The organism is Lysobacter lycopersici (assembly GCF_007556775.1).
In the GTDB taxonomy this organism is placed as follows: domain Bacteria; phylum Pseudomonadota; class Gammaproteobacteria; order Xanthomonadales; family Xanthomonadaceae; genus Pseudoluteimonas; species Pseudoluteimonas lycopersici.
In genome coordinates this window covers 1541647-1558005 of the sequence record NZ_CP041742.1, presented here as the reverse complement: position 1 = coordinate 1558005, position 16359 = coordinate 1541647, and the positions used below count along the sequence as shown (strand labels likewise).

Annotated in this window: 16 protein-coding genes, 1 pseudogene and 1 riboswitch; of the genes and pseudogenes, 9 read left to right on the top strand and 8 right to left on the bottom strand. The window is 66.1% G+C overall.

The genetic code is table 11. From position 1 onward, the window contains the following. The first annotated feature begins 4 nt into the window (after positions 1-4). A complete protein-coding gene (locus tag FNZ56_RS07795; RefSeq protein ID WP_143879293.1) occupies positions 5-1330 on the top strand; it encodes a DNA cytosine methyltransferase in 1326 nt (441 codons plus the stop codon). A gap of 94 nt (positions 1331-1424) precedes the next feature. Here FNZ56_RS07795 and btuB read toward each other — a convergent pair whose 3' ends face one another. The 3 genes from btuB to FNZ56_RS07780 all read right to left on the bottom strand — a co-directional run bounded on the left by btuB (position 1425) and on the right by FNZ56_RS07780 (position 4518). Continuing rightward, positions 1425-3272 (bottom strand): TonB-dependent vitamin B12 receptor, encoded by a 1848-nt coding sequence (btuB, locus tag FNZ56_RS07790; protein ID WP_143879292.1) that lies wholly within the window; start codon positions 3270-3272, stop codon positions 1425-1427. Positions 3273-3385: 113 nt separating this feature from the next. Further along, a riboswitch (cobalamin riboswitch) is annotated at positions 3386-3618 on the bottom strand. Positions 3619-3629: 11 nt separating this feature from the next. Next, positions 3630-4013, bottom strand: a complete 384-nt coding sequence (locus FNZ56_RS07785; protein ID WP_143879291.1) for a TfoX/Sxy family protein — start codon at positions 4011-4013, stop codon at positions 3630-3632. A gap of 16 nt (positions 4014-4029) precedes the next feature. Next, positions 4030-4518 (bottom strand): GAF domain-containing protein, encoded by a 489-nt coding sequence (locus FNZ56_RS07780; RefSeq protein WP_143879290.1) that lies wholly within the window; start codon positions 4516-4518, stop codon positions 4030-4032. A gap of 34 nt (positions 4519-4552) precedes the next feature. Between FNZ56_RS07780 and bioD the strand changes: the two genes are divergently transcribed. The 3 genes from bioD (at position 4553) to FNZ56_RS07765 (ending at position 9620) form a co-directional block, all read left to right on the top strand. Further along, positions 4553-5221, top strand: a complete 669-nt coding sequence (bioD, locus tag FNZ56_RS07775) for a dethiobiotin synthase (RefSeq protein WP_143880308.1) — start codon at positions 4553-4555, stop codon at positions 5219-5221. Between the two features lie 82 nt (positions 5222-5303). Continuing rightward, positions 5304-6473, top strand: a complete 1170-nt coding sequence (locus tag FNZ56_RS07770; protein WP_246064537.1) for an efflux RND transporter periplasmic adaptor subunit — start codon at positions 5304-5306, stop codon at positions 6471-6473. 3 nt (positions 6474-6476) lie between these two features. Next, positions 6477-9620, top strand: a complete 3144-nt coding sequence (locus FNZ56_RS07765) for a multidrug efflux RND transporter permease subunit (protein ID WP_143879289.1) — start codon at positions 6477-6479, stop codon at positions 9618-9620. A 54-nt stretch (positions 9621-9674) separates the two neighbouring features. On the opposite strand, the gene FNZ56_RS07760 is transcribed toward FNZ56_RS07765, so the two are convergent. The 5 genes from FNZ56_RS07760 to queD all read right to left on the bottom strand — a co-directional run bounded on the left by FNZ56_RS07760 (position 9675) and on the right by queD (position 12613). Further along, entirely contained in the window at positions 9675-10202 is a 528-nt protein-coding gene (locus FNZ56_RS07760; protein WP_143879288.1) for a hypothetical protein, read from the bottom strand. 128 nt (positions 10203-10330) lie between these two features. Continuing rightward, positions 10331-10963: a hypothetical protein gene (locus FNZ56_RS07755; RefSeq protein ID WP_143879287.1), complete on the bottom strand. Its 633-nt coding sequence runs from the start codon at positions 10961-10963 to the stop codon at positions 10331-10333. Positions 10964-10976: 13 nt separating this feature from the next. Beyond that, a complete protein-coding gene (locus FNZ56_RS07750) occupies positions 10977-11537 on the bottom strand; it encodes a hypothetical protein (protein ID WP_143879286.1) in 561 nt (186 codons plus the stop codon). A 175-nt stretch (positions 11538-11712) separates the two neighbouring features. Beyond that, positions 11713-12108: a phasin family protein gene (locus FNZ56_RS07745; RefSeq protein ID WP_143879285.1), complete on the bottom strand. Its 396-nt coding sequence runs from the start codon at positions 12106-12108 to the stop codon at positions 11713-11715. Positions 12109-12247: 139 nt separating this feature from the next. Beyond that, on the bottom strand, positions 12248-12613 hold the full coding sequence (queD, locus tag FNZ56_RS07740; protein WP_143879284.1) for a 6-carboxytetrahydropterin synthase QueD: 366 nt from the start codon (positions 12611-12613) through the stop codon (positions 12248-12250). A gap of 214 nt (positions 12614-12827) precedes the next feature. Here queD and moaA point away from each other — a divergent pair, with 214 nt between their 5' ends. From moaA to FNZ56_RS07715, 5 genes and pseudogenes are all read left to right on the top strand, one after another. Then, complete coding sequence (gene moaA / locus FNZ56_RS07735; protein WP_143879283.1) at positions 12828-13811, top strand: GTP 3',8-cyclase MoaA; 984 nt, start codon at positions 12828-12830, stop codon at positions 13809-13811. 38 nt (positions 13812-13849) lie between these two features. Then, positions 13850-14326 (top strand): annotated as a pseudogene (moaC, locus tag FNZ56_RS07730) (cyclic pyranopterin monophosphate synthase); the annotation flags it as partial. 8 nt (positions 14327-14334) lie between these two features. After that, positions 14335-15588, top strand: coding sequence for a molybdopterin molybdotransferase MoeA (locus FNZ56_RS07725; RefSeq protein ID WP_143879281.1), 1254 nt, complete (start codon positions 14335-14337; stop codon positions 15586-15588). Further along, on the top strand, positions 15585-15845 hold the full coding sequence (locus FNZ56_RS07720) for a MoaD/ThiS family protein (RefSeq protein WP_143879280.1): 261 nt from the start codon (positions 15585-15587) through the stop codon (positions 15843-15845). The genes FNZ56_RS07725 and FNZ56_RS07720 overlap by 4 nt, the downstream gene beginning before the upstream one ends. 4 nt (positions 15846-15849) lie before the next feature. Next, on the top strand, positions 15850-16320 hold the full coding sequence (locus FNZ56_RS07715) for a molybdenum cofactor biosynthesis protein MoaE (protein ID WP_143879279.1): 471 nt from the start codon (positions 15850-15852) through the stop codon (positions 16318-16320). The last annotated feature ends 39 nt before the right edge of the window (positions 16321-16359 follow it).

Below are 16359 nucleotides of genomic sequence, written 5' to 3'. Positions count from 1 at the left end.
GCGCATGAGTAACACCGAGCTAGAAAGTTACGCCATTAAGAATGGTCGCGTCACGCGCGATCTAAGGCTGGGTGATGATGTATGGCGATCCGAAATTGACAATCTTGCCGACGATGGCGCAGGCGGTCACGCTGCATGGTGGCAGAGCTTTCTTAGAGGCGCTCAAATCAGATCAGAGGGGTCGTCGGACCTGCCGCCGATACGAACCGTCGACGCGTTCTGCGGCTGCGGAGGGCTGACGCTGGGCGCGGCTCAAGCTATCTTGGCGGCGGGTCGGAAATTCGAAGCTGTTGCGGCCATAGATGTCGACGAAGGTGGGTTGCAAGTTCACCGCGCCAACTTTGGAACGAAGCACATACTTCACACCAGCGCGTCCAGCCTGGTGGACTTTCATGTCAGTGGGATCGCGAGCGATGCTCGCTTTGCCTACGAGCCAGAAATAATCGATGAGGCGCTTGTTGGCGAAGTCGGGAAAATCGACCTTTTCTTGGCTGGGCCACCCTGTCAGGGACACTCGAATCTCAACAACAGAACCCGGCGAGAGGACCCTCGCAACCTTCTCTACCTGACTGCGGTCGCGCTTGCGATCGGGCTCAAGGCGCGCATGGTCGTAATCGAGAACGTGCCGGACGTCGTAAATGATAAGAGCGGTGTCGTCGTTTCGGCCAAGGCGCTACTAAAGGCGTGTGGCTACAAGTTCATCGACAGTGGCGTGCTTGCTGCCAATGACATGGGCTGGGCCCAGACGCGCAAACGCTATTTCCTAATCGCTGCAAAGGTAGCCCCACGCAAGCATTCACTGACGCTCAATGCTGTATCCGCAGGGTTGAAGAGGGACGCGTTGAATCTTGGGTGGGCAATCGGTGACTTGATGCGCGAGAAGGCAGCGGATTCTAGTACGAGTGTTATGGATACGGTGCCGGCGCTTTCCGAGGAGAATCGCTCGCGGATAAGTTGGCTTTTCGCGAATGACAAGCACGAGCTTCCAAATCATGAGCGGCCGGATTGCCACAAGGATGGCCATTCATATCCCTCCGTGTATGGGCGGATGTTTTGGGAGAAACCTGCCCAAACCATCACAACCGGCTTCTTGACGCCCGGGCGCGGCCGATATATTCATCCTCTCCAGCCACGTGTTATCACTCCCCATGAGGCTGCAAGAATCCAAGCATTCCCAGATAGCTTCCGCTTTGTCGTAAATGGCCATGATCCTGCGAGAGCCGCGATCTCAAAGTGGATCGGAGACGCTGTTCCTCCGGTGCTTGGATATGCCGCGATGCTTCCACTACTTGCACTAGAAAATACGAGTCAGCGCACTTGGATCGGGTGAGCATTCGGAGCTTATCTGTCGATAGCGAGCATCATGACTGTAATACATGAAAAGCCCGGGTTCCCGGGCTTTTTGCATCGCGATTACGCTTCGCCTAGTTCGGCGCGTAGCGCAGGCTCAGGCCGAATTCGCGGCCGGGCTGGTTGTACCAGGCCACGGTTTCGTAATGGCGGTCGAAGACGTTGGTCGCGCGCACCTGCAGCGTCCAGTCGTTGTCGAATGCGTATTCGAAACGCAGGTCGGTGGTGGCGAAACCGCCGAGGCGCACGCTGTTCGCCGCATCGTCGTAGCGCGGGCCGGAACCATTGAGCGTCGCACCAAAACGGAACGCGCCGAACGCGCGGTCGAGGTCGATGCGGCCGGTGTTGCGTGCGCGGCGCGCAAGGAGGTTGCCGTCGGTGGAGCCGCTTTCGCTGCGCGGGTCGGTATGGCTCAACTGCACGCCGATATCCCAGCCGGCGAGCGTGGTATCGACGGTGAACTCCACGCCGCGGATGCGCGCCTTGTCGATGTTGTTCGGCAGGAAGATCGAGGAGTCGTAGGAAATCAGGTCGTCGATGCGGGTTTCGTAGGCATCCAGCGTCCAGCTCCAGCGTTGCGCATGTTGCGAAATGCCGATGTTCGCGCTGCGCGAGGTTTCCGGTTTCAGGTCGGGGTTGCCGAAGAACGGGTAGTACAGGTCGTTGAAGGTCGGCGCCTTGAACGCGGTGCCGTAGCTGGCCATCAATTTGAACCCATCGCCGAATGCCATGCCCCAACCGAGGCTGCCGGTGGCGTGGCTGCCGAATTGTTCGTTGTCGTCGTTGCGGACGCTGGCCTGCAATTGCTGCGCGCCGAACTTGCCGAGGTATTCGACGTACACGCCGGTGTTGTCGCGGGCGGTGATGTCGAAGTCGGTGTTGCTGTCGATGCGGTCGCGCTGCCAGTCCGCGCCGGCGCTGAGCGATTGCCCTTCGGCGAGGCCGAAATCGCCCTGCAGCGAAGCGGTGGTGCGGTGCGTATCGAAGTTGCCAACGTGGATCGTGGTTCCGGCGTGGTCGTTGAAGCTGTTGTCGGAATCGTCGTCGCTGCGCCCGGCCTGGACGCTCACCGCGACGCGTTGCGAAGGCGTCCACTCCAATTTCGCCGACATCGCCTGCTGCACGTTGTCGGCCTCGTTTCCGCCGTAAATGCTGCCGTCGTATTCGTTGAACGCTTCTGCGCGCAAGGCGTGCGCCTCGAGTTTCACCGTTTCGCCGAGATCGACGCCGCCGCGCAGGTTGAGCGACGCGTTGCGATAGCCGTCGCGGTCGGGCTCGTCGACGAAACAGCCGGCGAACAGCGTCGCCGAGCCATTGCATGCATTGATGCCATCGGTTCGCTGCCAGGCGAAATCCGCGCCGTACCAGCCATGCTCGTTGCCGCCACCGATGCCGGCGCTGGCTTCGCGCAGCTTGTTGCTGCCGATGCCGACGCGGAATCGCGGGGTGAATGCGCCTTGGTCGTGGCGGGTGAAGACCTGGATCACGCCGCCAACGGCTTCCGAGCCGTACAGGCTCGAACGCGGGCCGCGCACGATTTCGATGCGATCGATCTGGTCGACCGGGATGTCCTGGAACGACACCAGCCCCGCGGTCGCCGAACCGATGCGCACGCCGTCGACCAGCACCAGCACCTGGTCGGATTCGGTGCCGCGCAGGAACAGCGTGCTGAGCTTGCCGAGGCCGCCCTGGTTGCCGAAATCGATGCCGGCGCGGCCGCGCAGCAGGTCGGGCAGCGAACGCGCCTGGCTGCGCTCGATGTCGTCGCGTTCGATCACTTGCACTGGGAACAGGCTGTCGGCGACGGAGGATTCGGTGCGCGTGGCGGTGACCACGACTTGGTCGAGATCGGAAGCGGTTTGTGCGGACGCGACCGCGGGCAACGCCAGCGCGATGGCGAACGAAAGGGAACGCAGGTGCATGGGGACGGACTCCGGCGCGCACGCCCGCGCGCAGTGGGTTTGTCGGGAGTCGCGTGCGGAAAGGCGTGCAGTGCCGTTCGGAAACGAGCGCCGCCGCGATGCCCGCCGCATCGCAACCAGTACGCTCCGTGGCCGGTCTCCGGACTCGCGAGCGAACCGCGCGTGATGCGTGGTCCCGGCCGTGGCGCCTTCCCGTGCAATGCACAGTGGCGGATGCCTCGGCCTGTCTCGCTTACCGTTGCGGGGGCAGTGCCGGAATGGCCGCGCGCGTTGGCGCGGCGTCACCGGCTTCCCGTTTCAACCCGTTGGCGAATGCCTTGGGGTCACCGCGAAGCGCGCACAGTGTACGCGAACGCGTCAGTCGTCGCGCTCGCCTTGCGGTTCGTCGTCGACGCCGGCGAGATCGAACGCGGGCTCGTCGTGCATGGGCGTGGTCGTCGTCACCGGCGCCGCGGCCGGGCGGTGTCGCGGCGGGGGCAGCAACGCGATCGCCGCTTCCGCTTGCTGCGCGAGTTGCAGCCGGCGCGGTTCCGGCACGTCCTGCCAGTGGCAGTCGCACAGCGCGCCTTCCAGCGCGTACAGCAGGTTCATGGTTGGCTTGAAGCCGGCGCGGCGCACGCGCATGAAAGCCTCGACCGGGCCGACCGCGACCAGGTCGGCTTCGGTGCGCAGGCCCACTTGCCGCAGCCATGCCGCGGACTTGGGGCCGATGTTGCGGAGCTTGGGCGTGGCGGCGGGCATCGCGACTCGGGGGATTTCAGGCCGATGCCTGTAGAAACGCATTCGCGATGGCCTCGAGGCCAGCCTGGTCGTCGGCGTCGAAGCGCGCGAGCCTGGGGCTGTCGAGGTCGAACACCCCGAGCAGGCCGCCGTCGGCCGAGGCCAGCGGGACCACCAGCTCGGAGTTGCTGGCCGAATCGCAGGCGATGTGCCCCGGGAAGGCGTTCACGTCCTCGACCCGCTGGGTTCGCCGGCTGCGCGCGGCCGCGCCGCAGACGCCCTTGTCGAGCGGAATGCGCACGCAGGCCGGCAGCCCCTGGAACGGCCCGACGACGAGTTCGGTTCCATCGAAGAAATAGAAGCCGACCCAGTTGAGGTCGGGCAACGCGTGGTAGACCAGCGCGGAAAGATTGGCGGCGTTGGCGATGCGGTCGCGTTCGCCATGCAGCAGCGCGCGCGCCTGCTCCAGCAGCTGCGCGTATTGCTCCGGCTTGCTCCCGGTCAGTTCGATGGCGGAAAAGCTCATGCGCGCAGTGTACGCGGCTTGCTACAGTCCGCGCATGCACGGCTTCTACGTCAGCGGCACCGATACCGGCATCGGCAAGACGCATTCCAGCGCGGCGTTGCTGCATTCCTTGCGTGCGCGCGGCATGCGTGCGGTCGGGATGAAACCCGTGGCCAGTGGCTGCGAACGCATCGATGGCGCATGGAAGAACGAAGATGCGCTCGCGCTGATCGAAGCCAGCGATCCGCGCCCGATCTACGCGGATTGCAATCCGTTCGCGCTGCCCTTGCCGCTGGCGCCGGAACTCGCCGCGCGCGACGCCGGCGTCGAAGTCGAATTGCAGTCGATCCTCGATGCACATGCGCGACTCGCCGCGTCCGCCGATGTGGTCGTCGTCGAAGGCGTGGGCGGTTGGGCCGCGCCTTTGTCCGCGGAACTGATGCAGGCGGACCTGGTGCGCGCGCTCGGCCTGCCGGTGGTGCTTGTCGTCGGCCTGCGCCTGGGCTGCCTCAACCACGCGCTGCTCAGCGCGCGCGCCATCGCCGCCGATGGTTGCCGCCTGGTCGGATGGATCGCCAACGCGATCGACCCCGATATGGACGCGGTCGAAGACAACATCGCCATGCTCGCCACGCGCCTGCAGGCGCCATGCTGGGGTCGGCTGCCGTTCGATCCCGCGGCCGATGCCGCCACGTCCTCGCGTTCGCTCCAGGTCCCGGCCTGATCCACCCGACTTCCGGCAGGGGTTGCGGTCCGAGGACAAGCTATACTCTCTGGTACAGGAATCCATCCCCCCGAGGCTACGCATGCGTCGTCCGTCCCCGCTTCTGTCCGTTTTGGCGCTGTCCCTGATGGTGGTCGCGGGGTGTTCGAAGCAAGGGGCCGACGGCCAGGGCGGACAGATGCCGCCGCCGGAAGTCGGGGTCCAGACCCTGCAGCCGGCCACCATCCCGCTGCAGCGCGACCTGGTCGGGCGCCTGTCCGCCTTCCGCAGCGCCGATGTCCGCGCCCGCGTGCCGGGCGTGCTCCAGCGTCGCGTCTACGAGGAAGGCAGCGACGTGCGCAAGGGCGAGGTGCTGTTCCTGATCGATCCCGCGCCGCTGCAGGCCGCGCTCGGACAGGCCAAGGCCTCGCAAGCCACGGCCCAGGCCAACTACGCCAATGCCAAATCCGCGGCCGATCGCGCGCGCAAGTTGATCGGGCAGAAGTTCATTTCGCAATCGGATTACGACAACGCCATCGCCGCCGAGCGCAGCGCCGCCGCCGCGTTGCAGGCCGGCCGTGCCGCGGTCGATGCGGCCGAAATCAACCTCGGTTACGCCACGGTGCGTTCGCCCATCGACGGCCGCGCCGGGCGCCAGCAGGTGACCGAGGGCGCGCTGGTCGGGCAGGGCGACGCGACCTTGCTCACCACCGTCGACCAGATCGATCCGCTGTACGTCGATTTCTCGGCCAGCGCCGACGAACTGGCGGCCGCGCGCCGCGCCAGCGACGGCAGCGGCAGCCGCGAAGTGCAGGTGACCCTGCCCGACGGCAGCGTGTATTCGCACCCGGGCACGCTCGACTTCACCGCCGACGTGGTCGATCCGTCCACCGGCGCGGTGGCGTTGCGCGCGCGCCTGCCCAATCCCGAGCACCAGTTGCTGCCGGGCACCTTCGTCAAGTTGCGCGCCACGCTCAGCGAACAGCGCGAGGCCTATCGCATCCCGCAGACCGCGGTGCAGCGCGATGCACAGGGCGCCTACGTGTTCGTGGTGGACCAGGCCGGCAAGGCGCAGCGCAAGAACATCGACGCGACCCAGCTCGACGGCAGCGACTGGATCGTGAGCAGCGGCGTTTCCCCCGGCGACCGCGTGATCGTGTCCGGCGTGCAGCGGGTGATGCAGCCGGGCCAGCCGGTCACGGCCAAGCCGGTCGAAGCGGCGAAACCCGATGCCGCGCAAGCCGCCCCCGCGACCGCGCCGAAGCAGGGCTGAGCCATGTCCCGTTACTTCATCGAACACCCGGTCTTCGCCTGGGTGATCGCGATCCTGATCGCGATCGCCGGCGGCCTTGCGATTCGCAGCCTCGGCATCGAGTCCTATCCCAACATCGCGCCGACCCAGGTCGGGGTGAACGCGAATTATCCCGGCGCCAGCGCCGAGACCACCGAACGCGCGGTGACGCAGATCATCGAGCAGCAGCTCACCGGCATCGACAACCTCGACTACTTCAGTTCCTCGTCGGGCTCGAACGGCGGCAGCTCGATCAACATCACCTTCAAGCCCGGCACCGATCCCGACATCGCGCAGATGCAGGTGCAGAACAAGGTGTCGCAGGCGACCCCGCGCCTGCCCACCGACGTGGTGCAGCAGGGCGTCACGGTGGCGAAGGCGAACTCCGGCTTCCTGTTGGTGGTCGCGCTGAAGTCGTCGAACCCGGCGATCGGCAAGGACGAACTGTCCGACCTGCTCGCCTCGCGCGTGCTCGACCAGATCGCGCGCGTGCCCGGCGTCGGCAGCACCCAGCTGTTCGGCGGCGAATATGCGATGAACATCTGGCTCAACCCGGACAAGCTGCGCGCGTACGGCCTGTCCGCCTCGCAGGTGCTGGCCGCGGTGCGTGGGCAGAACGTGCAGTTCTCGGCCGGCCAGGTCGGTAGCGAACCATCGCCCGACACGCAGATGTTCACCGCGACCGTGTCCGCGGAAGGACGCTTCTCCACGCCGCAGGAATTCGAAGGGATCCTGCTGCGCACCGACGCCAACGGCGCCGCGGTGCGGCTCAAGGACGTGGCGCGGGTCGAGCTCGGCGGTTCCGCGCACAGCTTCGACCTGAAGTGGAGCGGGCAGCCGGCGGCGGGCTTCGCGGTGCAGCTCGCGCCGGGCGCGAACGCGCTGGCGGTGGCGGCGGCGGTGAAGGAGCGGATGAACGAACTGGCGCCGAGTTTCCCCGAGGGCGTGCAGTGGTTCTCGCCTTACGACAGTTCCGACTTCGTACGGTTGTCGGTCGAGGAAGTGGTGAAGACCCTCGCCGAGGCGGTGGTGCTGGTGTTCCTGGTGATGCTGCTGTTCCTGCAGAACATCCGCGCGACGCTGATCCCGACGCTGGTGATCCCGGTGGCGCTGCTGGGCACCTTCCTCGGCATGTACCTCATCGGCTTCACCATCAACCAGTTGTCGCTGTTCGGCATGGTGCTGGCGATCGGCATCGTGGTCGACGACGCGATCGTGGTGATCGAGAACGTCGAACGCATCATGACCGAGGAAGGCCTGTCGCCGAAGGAAGCCACGCGCAAGGCCATGCACCAGATCAGCGGCGCGGTGATCGCGATCACGATTGTTTTGGCCGCGGTGTTCGTGCCCAGCGCGCTGCAGGCCGGCAGCGCCGGCGCGGTGTACAAGCAGTTCGCGCTGACGATCGCGATGGCGATGGTGTTCTCCGCGTTCCTCGCCCTCGGCTTCACCCCGGCGCTGTGCGCGAACCTGCTCAAGCCGACCGCGCACCACGACAGCCGCAACCCGATCTTCCGCGCGTTCAACCGCCTCTACGACCGGCTCGGCAAGACCTACGTCGGCCACATCACCGGCGCGGTGCGGCATGCGCCGCGCTGGATGGCGGTGTTCGCGGCGCTGGCGCTGCTGTGCGGCTTCCTGTTCTGGAAGATGCCCGGCAGCTTCCTGCCCGAGGAAGACCAGGGCTATGCGCTGGCCATCGTGCAGCTGCCGCCGGGCGCAACCTTGCGCCGCACCGACGCGGTGTTCGAGCAGGTGCGCGCGGCCATCGAGAAGCAGGATGGCTACGAAGGCATGATGCAGGTGGCCGGCTTCAGCTTCGTCGGCCAGGGCGAGAACGTCGGCATGGCGTTCATCAAGCTCAAGCCGTGGAGCGAACGCAAGACCACCGCCAGCGAGTTCATCCAGAAGGCGAACATGGCGCTGTTCGGCATCCGCGACGCGCAGATCTTCGTCATCAATCTGCCGACGGTGAACGGCCTCGGCCAGTTCGGTGGCTTCGACATGTACCTGCAGGATCGCAGCGGCGCCGGCCGCGATGCGCTTGCTGGTGCGATGGGCACGCTGCTCGGCAAGGCCGCGCAGGACAAGTCGCTGATGGGCGTGCGCCCGAACTCGCTCGCGCCGTCGCCGCAGCTCAAGCTCGACGTCGACCGCGTGCAGGCGCAGTCGATGGGCCTGTCGGTCGGCGACATCTACAGCGCGATCCAGTTGATGCTGGCGCCGGTGTACGTCAACGACTTCGTGCAGGGCGGCCGGGTGAAGCGGGTGACGATGCAGGCCGATGCGGCCTACCGCACCGGCCCGGAATCGCTCGACCACTTTTACACGCCGGCGCAGACCACCGACGCCGACGGCGTGCCGACGATGATCCCGCTGTCGAACGTCGTGCATTCGCAATGGACGGTCGCCGAACCGACGCTCACCCGTTACAACGGTTTCGCGGCGGTGGAAATCGTCGGCCAGCAGGCGGCGGGCTACAGCTCCGGCCAGGCGATGAACGCGATGCAGAAGATCGTCGACACCGACCTGCCGCCGGGCTTCGGCTACGACTGGGCCGGGCAATCGCACCAGGAATTGCTGTCGGCCGGGCAGACCACGCTGCTGATGGTGCTGTCGATCGTGGTCGTGTTCCTGTGCCTTGCCGCGCTGTACGAAAGCTGGTCGGTGCCGGTGTCGGTGTTGCTGGTGGTGCCGATCGGCATCCTCGGCGCGGTGCTGCTGTCGATGCTGCGCGGCCTGCCGAACGACATCTACTTCAAGATCGGCCTGATCACCGTCATCGGTCTCGCGGCGAAGAACGCGATCCTGATCGTCGAATTCGCGATCCAGGAACGCAATGCCGGCAAGCCGCTGGGGCAGGCGGTGGTCGAGGCGGCGAAGCTGCGCTTGCGCCCGATCCTGATGACCTCGCTCGCGTTCATCATGGGCGTGACGCCGCTGGCGATTTCCAGCGGTGCCGGCGCCAACGCGCGCCACGCCATCGGTACCGGCGTGATCGGCGGCATGCTCGCCGCGACCTTCCTCGGCCTGCTGTTCATCCCGGTGTTCTACACCACCGTGCGCAAGCTGCTGGGCGACAAGCTCGACGCGCCGCCCGCGGGCGAACACCGCGAATCGACGCTTTGAGTTCGAGAAGAAAAGGGCGCCGAAAGGCGCCCTTTTCACGTGCATCGCATGGAATCAATTGCCGATTTCGCGATTGTAGTAAGCCCCCACGGACCGGATGGCTGCCTGGGGCGGCAGCAAGCAAGTGATCGACATCTCCTGGCTGCCAATGATCGGGCTCCCGAATGTTTCGCCGAAATCGGAAGCACTCCACTGATACGAGCCCCCGGAAGCATTCACGGAAATCGTCTTGGACGAATATGCGGGGGAGATGGCGTTGGCGACGGCGCTGCAGGCGACGTCATGGGACTGGCCATCGAGTGAGAGCAGCGAGAGATTAACGAACGTGAAGGCATCGCTGCCGGTGGCCATCGGGCTGACCAACGGACAGATCACGAAATTGCCGGTCGTCGTCGATTCATTGCGGAAGCCGGTGGCTTTGGGGCGCACGCCGGTATCAGTGGTGGGAATGCTCAGTTGGCACACGGATCCAGGCGCGTGCTGGAGACTGATGACCGTGGCGGCGCTGGTTTCGGGACTGGTTGCCAGGACGCAGACCGCCACGACGCCGGCGAGCGCGGCGGAAAGTCGAAGATGGCGCATGGATTCCCCGTTCGATCACCCGGCCGGAATGGCGGGTTTTCCGCTTATGCGAGGAATGGGGCGGAAAGCGGACATGCCCGGACGAAAAAGGGCGCCGCAAGACGCCCTTTTTCGTGACACACGAACCGTCAGTCGCCGATTTCGGCGTAATAGTTTCCCTGCAAGCTTTGGATCTGCACCTGCGGCGGGAGATTGCAGGTAACGGAGAACCATGCGCTTCCATCGATCGAGTCGCCGGAGGATTGACCGAAATCGGCAAGCGTCCAGCTTCCGGAAACAGAATCGTCGGTCGCAGCAGGTATGGCGATGCTCTTGGTCGAGTATTTGGCCGGGAAGACGACGTTTCCCCCCAAACCCACGACGGCGGTGCAACTCACGCTGTGGGCCTGCCCGTCGAGCGACGAGAGAATGATGTATCCGTTCGCAAGCGGGTTGGCATTGGCGCTCCGCACCGTGGGCGTGACCAACGGACAAATCACGAAGTTGCTGGTCGTGGTCGATTCGTTGCGGAAACCGGTCGCCTTCGGCCGCACCCCGGTATTCGTGGTGGGGATGCTCAGTTGGCAAGTGGCTCCCGGGACCACCATGGTTTGCAGGGCCTCGGCAGCCGTGGCTGCGGGCACGGCCACCAAGCCATGGATCGCAACAAAGCCGGCAAGCGCGGCAGGAAGTCGAAGATGGCGCATGGATTCCCCGTTCGATCGCCCGGCCGGAATGGCGGGTTTTCCACCTATGCGGGAAACGGGGTCGAAAGCGGACACGCCTCGCGCGCGATCAGTTGCCGATTTCGAAGTTGTAGCGCGCACGGATGTATCTGATTTCGGCTTGCGGTGGAAGATTGCAGGTAATGGTGGTCCAGGAGCTTCCCTTGATCTGTGTGGTGCCCGGCTGGCCGAAATCATCGGATAACCAAGAGGCGCTACCGGCCAGACTCGCATCGGCTGGCACTTCGACGGTCTTGGACGAATAGACCAACGGATAGCCGGGATTGAGGCCTTGGCCCGTGACCGCGGTGCAGCTCACGTTGTGCGCCATGCCGTCCATGCTGTGGATGACGATCGCCACCAAATCGAATGGGCCGAAGGTAGTCCCGCCCTGATCCGTAGGCGATGACACCGGGCAAATCACGAAGTTGCCGGTGGTGGTCGATTCGTTGCGGAAACCGATGGCCTTGGGGCGCACGCCGGTATTGGTGGTGGGGATGCTCAATTGGCAGCTCGCGCCTTGCACGGTCATGTACAGGGACAGGGTGTTCGCATCGGCCGTTGGGGTAGTCGCCATGCCACAGGCCCCCATGAGGCCGGCAAGCACGGCAGGAAGTCGAAAGTTGCGCATGGATTTCCCCGTTCGATGATCCCGCCGGCATGGCGGGTTTTCCGCTTATGCGTGGAATGGGGCGGAAAGCGGACATGGAAATCGGCAGCCACAAAAAAACCCGGCAGCTCGCGCTGCCGGGTCACCACGGATGCACGGCTCGGGGGAGACCGCGCGATTCCTTGGGGAGAGAGACTTAGCGGGTCGCCTTCTTGGCGGCCTTGGTCGCCTTGCCGACTTCGGCCTGGACTTCCGCGGCGGCGGTTTCGAACTGGCCCTTGGCGATGCGGCCGATGGCCTCGCCCGCCTTCAGCGTGTTGCCGAAGACTTCCTGGGCGGTGCCCACGTTGCGCTCGGCGGACTCGCGCGCGACCTGCAGGCCCTTCGGCCACACGGTCTTGAGCGCGTCGAAATCGCGGGCCTCGACCACTTCACCGATGAAGGCAAAGGCGGCGTTGGTGTTCTCTTCGAGGGTGGCCAGCTGCAGCGCGAACGCGTTCTCGGCGTTCTGCAGCAGGAGGCGGTTGGCCTGGGCGGCGTTGTCGGCGAACTGGCGCGACGCCTTGGCGAATTGATCGTTGATCGTGTACATGGCGGATTCCTGCGTGGCGCCGGCGGGATTGCCGGTTTGTGCGGTGCAGCATAGCGCCACTTTTGTTGCAATGCAACAAGCCATGGGAACGCGATTCAGGGAAAGCGGTTTTCCCTTTCAGAACAGATGGTTACGTGGATCAGACCGCGCCGGGCCCGCGGTAACGGCAGCCCGAGGTGCAGGTTTCGTGGACCACGACCTCGGCCAGCAGGGGCAGCGATGGGGCCAGGTGCTCCCAGATCCAGGCCGCCAGCCGTTCGCTGGTCGGGTTCTCGAGGCCGGGCACCTCGTTGAGGTAATGGTGGTCGAGCTGTTCGTACAGCGGCTTGAACGCGGCCTTGAGCTCGGCGAAATCCATCACCCAGCCGCTGTCGGCGCCCGGTTCGCCGCGCACATGGATCTCCACCCGGAACGAATGCCCGTGCAGGCGCGCGCACTTGTGCCCCGGCGGCACGTTCGGCAGCCGGTGCGCGGCCTCGAGGGTGAAGACCTTGAAGATGTCCATGCGCGTGTCGCGAATGCGGGGCGCGCAGGATACGCCGCGTTCGCGCCCGCGGCGTAAACTGGCGACGTCGCCGGTTCGCGCCGGCGACGCTCCGAAGCCGCTTCGCCTGCGCCCGGCCGGGCATGGCGCGCGGCCGTGGCCCGCGAGGCCGCCGGGCGATGGGGGAAACGCCATCGCCACCCGCGCAGGACGCGCCCTGGACAGGAGTTGGTTGATGGCGATGCTGGCCGACCGTTTCGGTCGCAGCTTTCCGTACCTGCGGCTGTCGCTGCTGGAAGCCTGCAACTTCCGCTGCGGCTACTGCCTGCCCGACGGCCACCACGCCGCGCACGGGCAGCCGTCGCTGTTGTCGCTGCCGGAAATCGAACGCCTGCTGCGCGCGTTCGCCGCGCTCGGCATGCGCAAGCTGCGCCTGACCGGCGGCGAACCGACGCTGCGCAAGGATCTGGTCGATGTCATCGCGCTGGCCGCGTCGGTGCCGGAGATCGAAAAGATCGCGATGACGACCAATGGCGTGCTGCTGCGCAGGCAGGTGCGCGACTGGCGCGCCGCGGGGCTGACCGCCTTGAACGTGAGCGTCGACAGCCTCGACCGCGAACGCTTCGCCGCCATCACCGGTCACGACCGCCTCGACGACATCCTCGCCGGTGTCGAGGACGCGCTTGGCCTTGGCTTCGATGCGGTCAAACTCAACGCGGTGCTGCTGCGCGGCCTGAACGACGAGCAGCTTCCGGCGTGGCTCGATTACCTGCGCGAACGCGACATCGCCATCCGCTTCATCGAGCTGATGCAGACCGGCGACAATCGCGACTATTTCGAACGCCACCACGTCCGCGCCGAAGCCCTGCAATCGCAACTCGAAGCCGCCGGCTGGCGCGCGCAGCCGCGCGCGGCCGATGCCGGGCCTGCGATCGAATACGCGCATCCGGATTACGCCGGGCGCATCGGCGTGATCGCGCCCTACGCGCGCGATTTCTGCGCCAGCTGCAATCGCCTGCGCGTGACCGCGAAGGGCGACCTGCGCCTGTGCCTGTTCGGCGAAATCGGCATTCCGCTGCGCCCGCTATTGCAGGACGATTCTCAACACGAGCTCTTGTGCGCCACGATCTCGCGCCAGCTCGGCATCAAGCGCGACGCGCACCGCCTGCACCAGGGCCAGACCGGGCTGGTGCCGCACCTGGCATCCATCGGGGGTTGAGTTTGTCGAACGCATCCGCGAACACATCCGGATTCCACATGGCCGACGTGCGCGCCAAGGCGATCACCGCGCGGCGCGCGGTCGCAGTCGGCGAACTGCGCGCCGGCGACGCATATGCCGCCATCGTCGAACGACGCCTGCCGAAAGGCGATGCGCTGGCGATGGCAGAAATCGCCGGCCTGCAGGGCGCGAAGCAGGCGAGCGCGTTGATGCCGCTATGCCATCCGCTGGCGCTGGAATTCGTCGCCGTGCGCTGCGTGCCGGTGCCCGAGCGCAACGCGATCCGCGTCTATTGCGAAGCCGCGACGCAGGCGCGCACCGGCGTGGAAATGGAGGCGCTGGCCGGCGTGAATGCCGCATTGCTCACCATCTACGACCTGGCCAAGCCGGTGCAGCCTGCGCTCGCGATCGAAAACGTGCGCCTGCTGTTCAAGCAGGGCGGCAAGAAAGGCCTGTGGCGGCATCCGGACGGCATGAGCGCGGAGGAAGAGGCGCATTACCGTCCGCAGGAACCGGCCTCGGCATGATCGGCGTCGAAGAGGCGATCGCGCGCATTCGCGCGGCATCGAGCGCGCTGTCGGCGGAGCGCGTCGCGCTGGCGGACGCGCGCGGACGCGTTCTGGCCGAAGACGTGGTCGCACCGATGTCGCTGCCGCCGTTCGACAACTCGGCGATGGACGGCTTCGCCTTGCGTGCGAACGGAAACGCGATTGCCGCCGGCAGCGAATTCGCGGTCGAAGGCGAACAGGCCGCCGGCGACGTCGCGCGCGCGGCCCGTGGCGAAGCCTGCGAGATCATGACCGGTGCGCGCATGCCGGATGGTTTCGACAGCGTGGTTCCGGTCGAGGATGTCGAAGTGCTGGAACGCGACGACGCGCAACGTCCTTCGCGCATCCGCATCAAGTCTGATGCCGCATTCGGCCAGCATGTGCGCCGCGGCGGCGAAGACATGCTCGCCGGCGCCGTCGCGCTCGCGGCGGGCGTCGTTCTCGACCCATTCGCCTGCATGCTGCTCGATGCGTTGGGCGTGCGCGAAGTCGCAGTACGCAGGAAACCGCGCGTCGCGGTGTTCGCCACCGGACGCGAACTGGTCGCAGATCCGTGGCGCGAACTCGCCTCCGGCGAAATCCGCGACAGCAACGGGCCCTACCTCGAAGCGAAATTGCGCGAAGCCGGCGCCGAAGTCGTGCGCCGTGCGACCTTGCCGGACGATGTCGAAACCTTCGTCGCCGCAGTGCGCGATGCGCTCGCGCTCGGCGTCGATGCGGTGATCAGCACCGGCGCGGTGTCGATGGGTCGCTACGATTTCGTGCCCGAAGCGCTGGCCATGCTTGGCGCGGAAACCGTGTTCCACAAGCTGCGCATGCGTCCCGGCAAGCCGCAATTGTTCGCGATCTTGCCGCAGGGCGCGTTGTTCTTCGGCCTGCCGGGGAATCCGATCTCCACCGCGGTCGGCCAGCGCCTGCTGGTCGAAGCCGCATTGCGGCGCATGCTCGGCATGCCCGACGAAACGCGCTGGCGCCTGCCGCTGGCGGAGGACGCGCGCAAGAAGCCCGGCAACGCCTCGATCCAGAAGGCGGCGCTGCGCCTCCACGCCGATGGCGGCGTGCGCGTGCAGCCGCTGCGCGGGCAGGAATCGTTCCGCATCGCGCCGTTGCGCGAAGCGAACGTGTGGATGCTGTTGCCGGAAGATGGGGAACGGGTTTCCGCCGGCACCCTGGTCGACGTGCTGCCGCCTTCGCACATGCAGGCGGCATTGCTTGGGAGTGGAACTTGAAACTGCAGGTGCAATTGTTCGGACCGTTCCGCGATTTCCAGCCGCAAGCGTTGCTGGAACTCGATGTCGCCGACGGCGCCAACGTCGCCGCCGCGCGCGAAGCCCTGGCCGCGCACGCCGCCTCGCACTGGCCCGCATGCACGCCGGGCCTGCTGCGCAGCACCGCCTTCGCCAGCGAAAGCGCGTTGCTGCGCGATGGCGATGCGCTGCCCGCGGATGGACGCATCGCGGTGATTCCTCCGGTCAACGGTGGTTGAGCGCATGGACACGGTCGACATCTCCGCTATTCGTGCGCTCGTCGCCGCGCCGCGCGACGCGGCGCTCGATCCGGCGCGCGCGCTGGAATTCGTGACGCACGAGGAATTCGGCGGCCAAGCCTTGTTCGTCGGCCGCGTGCGCCGCCACAACCACGGCCGCGACGTGGTCGCGGTGGAGTACGACCTGTTCGAACCCTTGGTGCGCACCACGTTCGAGGCGCTGGCGCGCGAAGCCTTCGCCGACATCGCCCCGGAACTGCGCGTCTACGTCGCGCACACGCATGGGCGGCTCGAGGTCGGCGACATCGCAGTCGTGGTCGCGGCCGGCAGCCGCCACCGCGACGAGGCGTTCCGCGCCTGCCGCGCGGTGATCGAGGGCGTGAAGCACCGCGCACCGATCTGGAAGCGGGAGCACTACGTCGACGGCAGCAGCGAGTGGAGCGAGGGGTGTTCGTTGTGTGGGCACAAAGCGTAAAGATCGCGGTTCACACGAACAAAAACCCCATGACTCGGC

Bases quoted from the DNA above. Each gene is read 5' to 3' on its own strand.
- FNZ56_RS07715 (WP_143879279.1), top strand. From the start codon at position 15,850: ATGGACACGGTCGACATCTCCGCTATTCGTGCGCTCGTCGCCGCGCCG.
- FNZ56_RS07785 (WP_143879291.1), bottom strand. From the start codon at position 4,013: ATGCCCGCCGCCACGCCCAAGCTCCGCAACATCGGCCCCAAGTCCGCG.
- btuB (WP_143879292.1), bottom strand. From the start codon at position 3,272: ATGCACCTGCGTTCCCTTTCGTTCGCCATCGCGCTGGCGTTGCCCGCG.
- moaA (WP_143879283.1), top strand. From the start codon at position 12,828: ATGGCGATGCTGGCCGACCGTTTCGGTCGCAGCTTTCCGTACCTGCGG.
- FNZ56_RS07780 (WP_143879290.1), bottom strand. From the start codon at position 4,518: ATGAGCTTTTCCGCCATCGAACTGACCGGGAGCAAGCCGGAGCAATAC.
- FNZ56_RS07765 (WP_143879289.1), top strand. From the start codon at position 6,477: ATGTCCCGTTACTTCATCGAACACCCGGTCTTCGCCTGGGTGATCGCG.
- queD (WP_143879284.1), bottom strand. From the start codon at position 12,613: ATGGACATCTTCAAGGTCTTCACCCTCGAGGCCGCGCACCGGCTGCCG.
- FNZ56_RS07745 (WP_143879285.1), bottom strand. From the start codon at position 12,108: ATGTACACGATCAACGATCAATTCGCCAAGGCGTCGCGCCAGTTCGCC.
- FNZ56_RS07795 (WP_143879293.1), top strand. From the start codon at position 5: ATGAGTAACACCGAGCTAGAAAGTTACGCCATTAAGAATGGTCGCGTC.
- FNZ56_RS07760 (WP_143879288.1), bottom strand. From the start codon at position 10,202: ATGCGCCATCTTCGACTTTCCGCCGCGCTCGCCGGCGTCGTGGCGGTC.
- FNZ56_RS07725 (WP_143879281.1), top strand. From the start codon at position 14,335: ATGATCGGCGTCGAAGAGGCGATCGCGCGCATTCGCGCGGCATCGAGC.
- FNZ56_RS07750 (WP_143879286.1), bottom strand. From the start codon at position 11,537: ATGCGCAACTTTCGACTTCCTGCCGTGCTTGCCGGCCTCATGGGGGCC.
- FNZ56_RS07770 (WP_246064537.1), top strand. From the start codon at position 5,304: ATGCGTCGTCCGTCCCCGCTTCTGTCCGTTTTGGCGCTGTCCCTGATG.
- bioD (WP_143880308.1), top strand. From the start codon at position 4,553: ATGCACGGCTTCTACGTCAGCGGCACCGATACCGGCATCGGCAAGACG.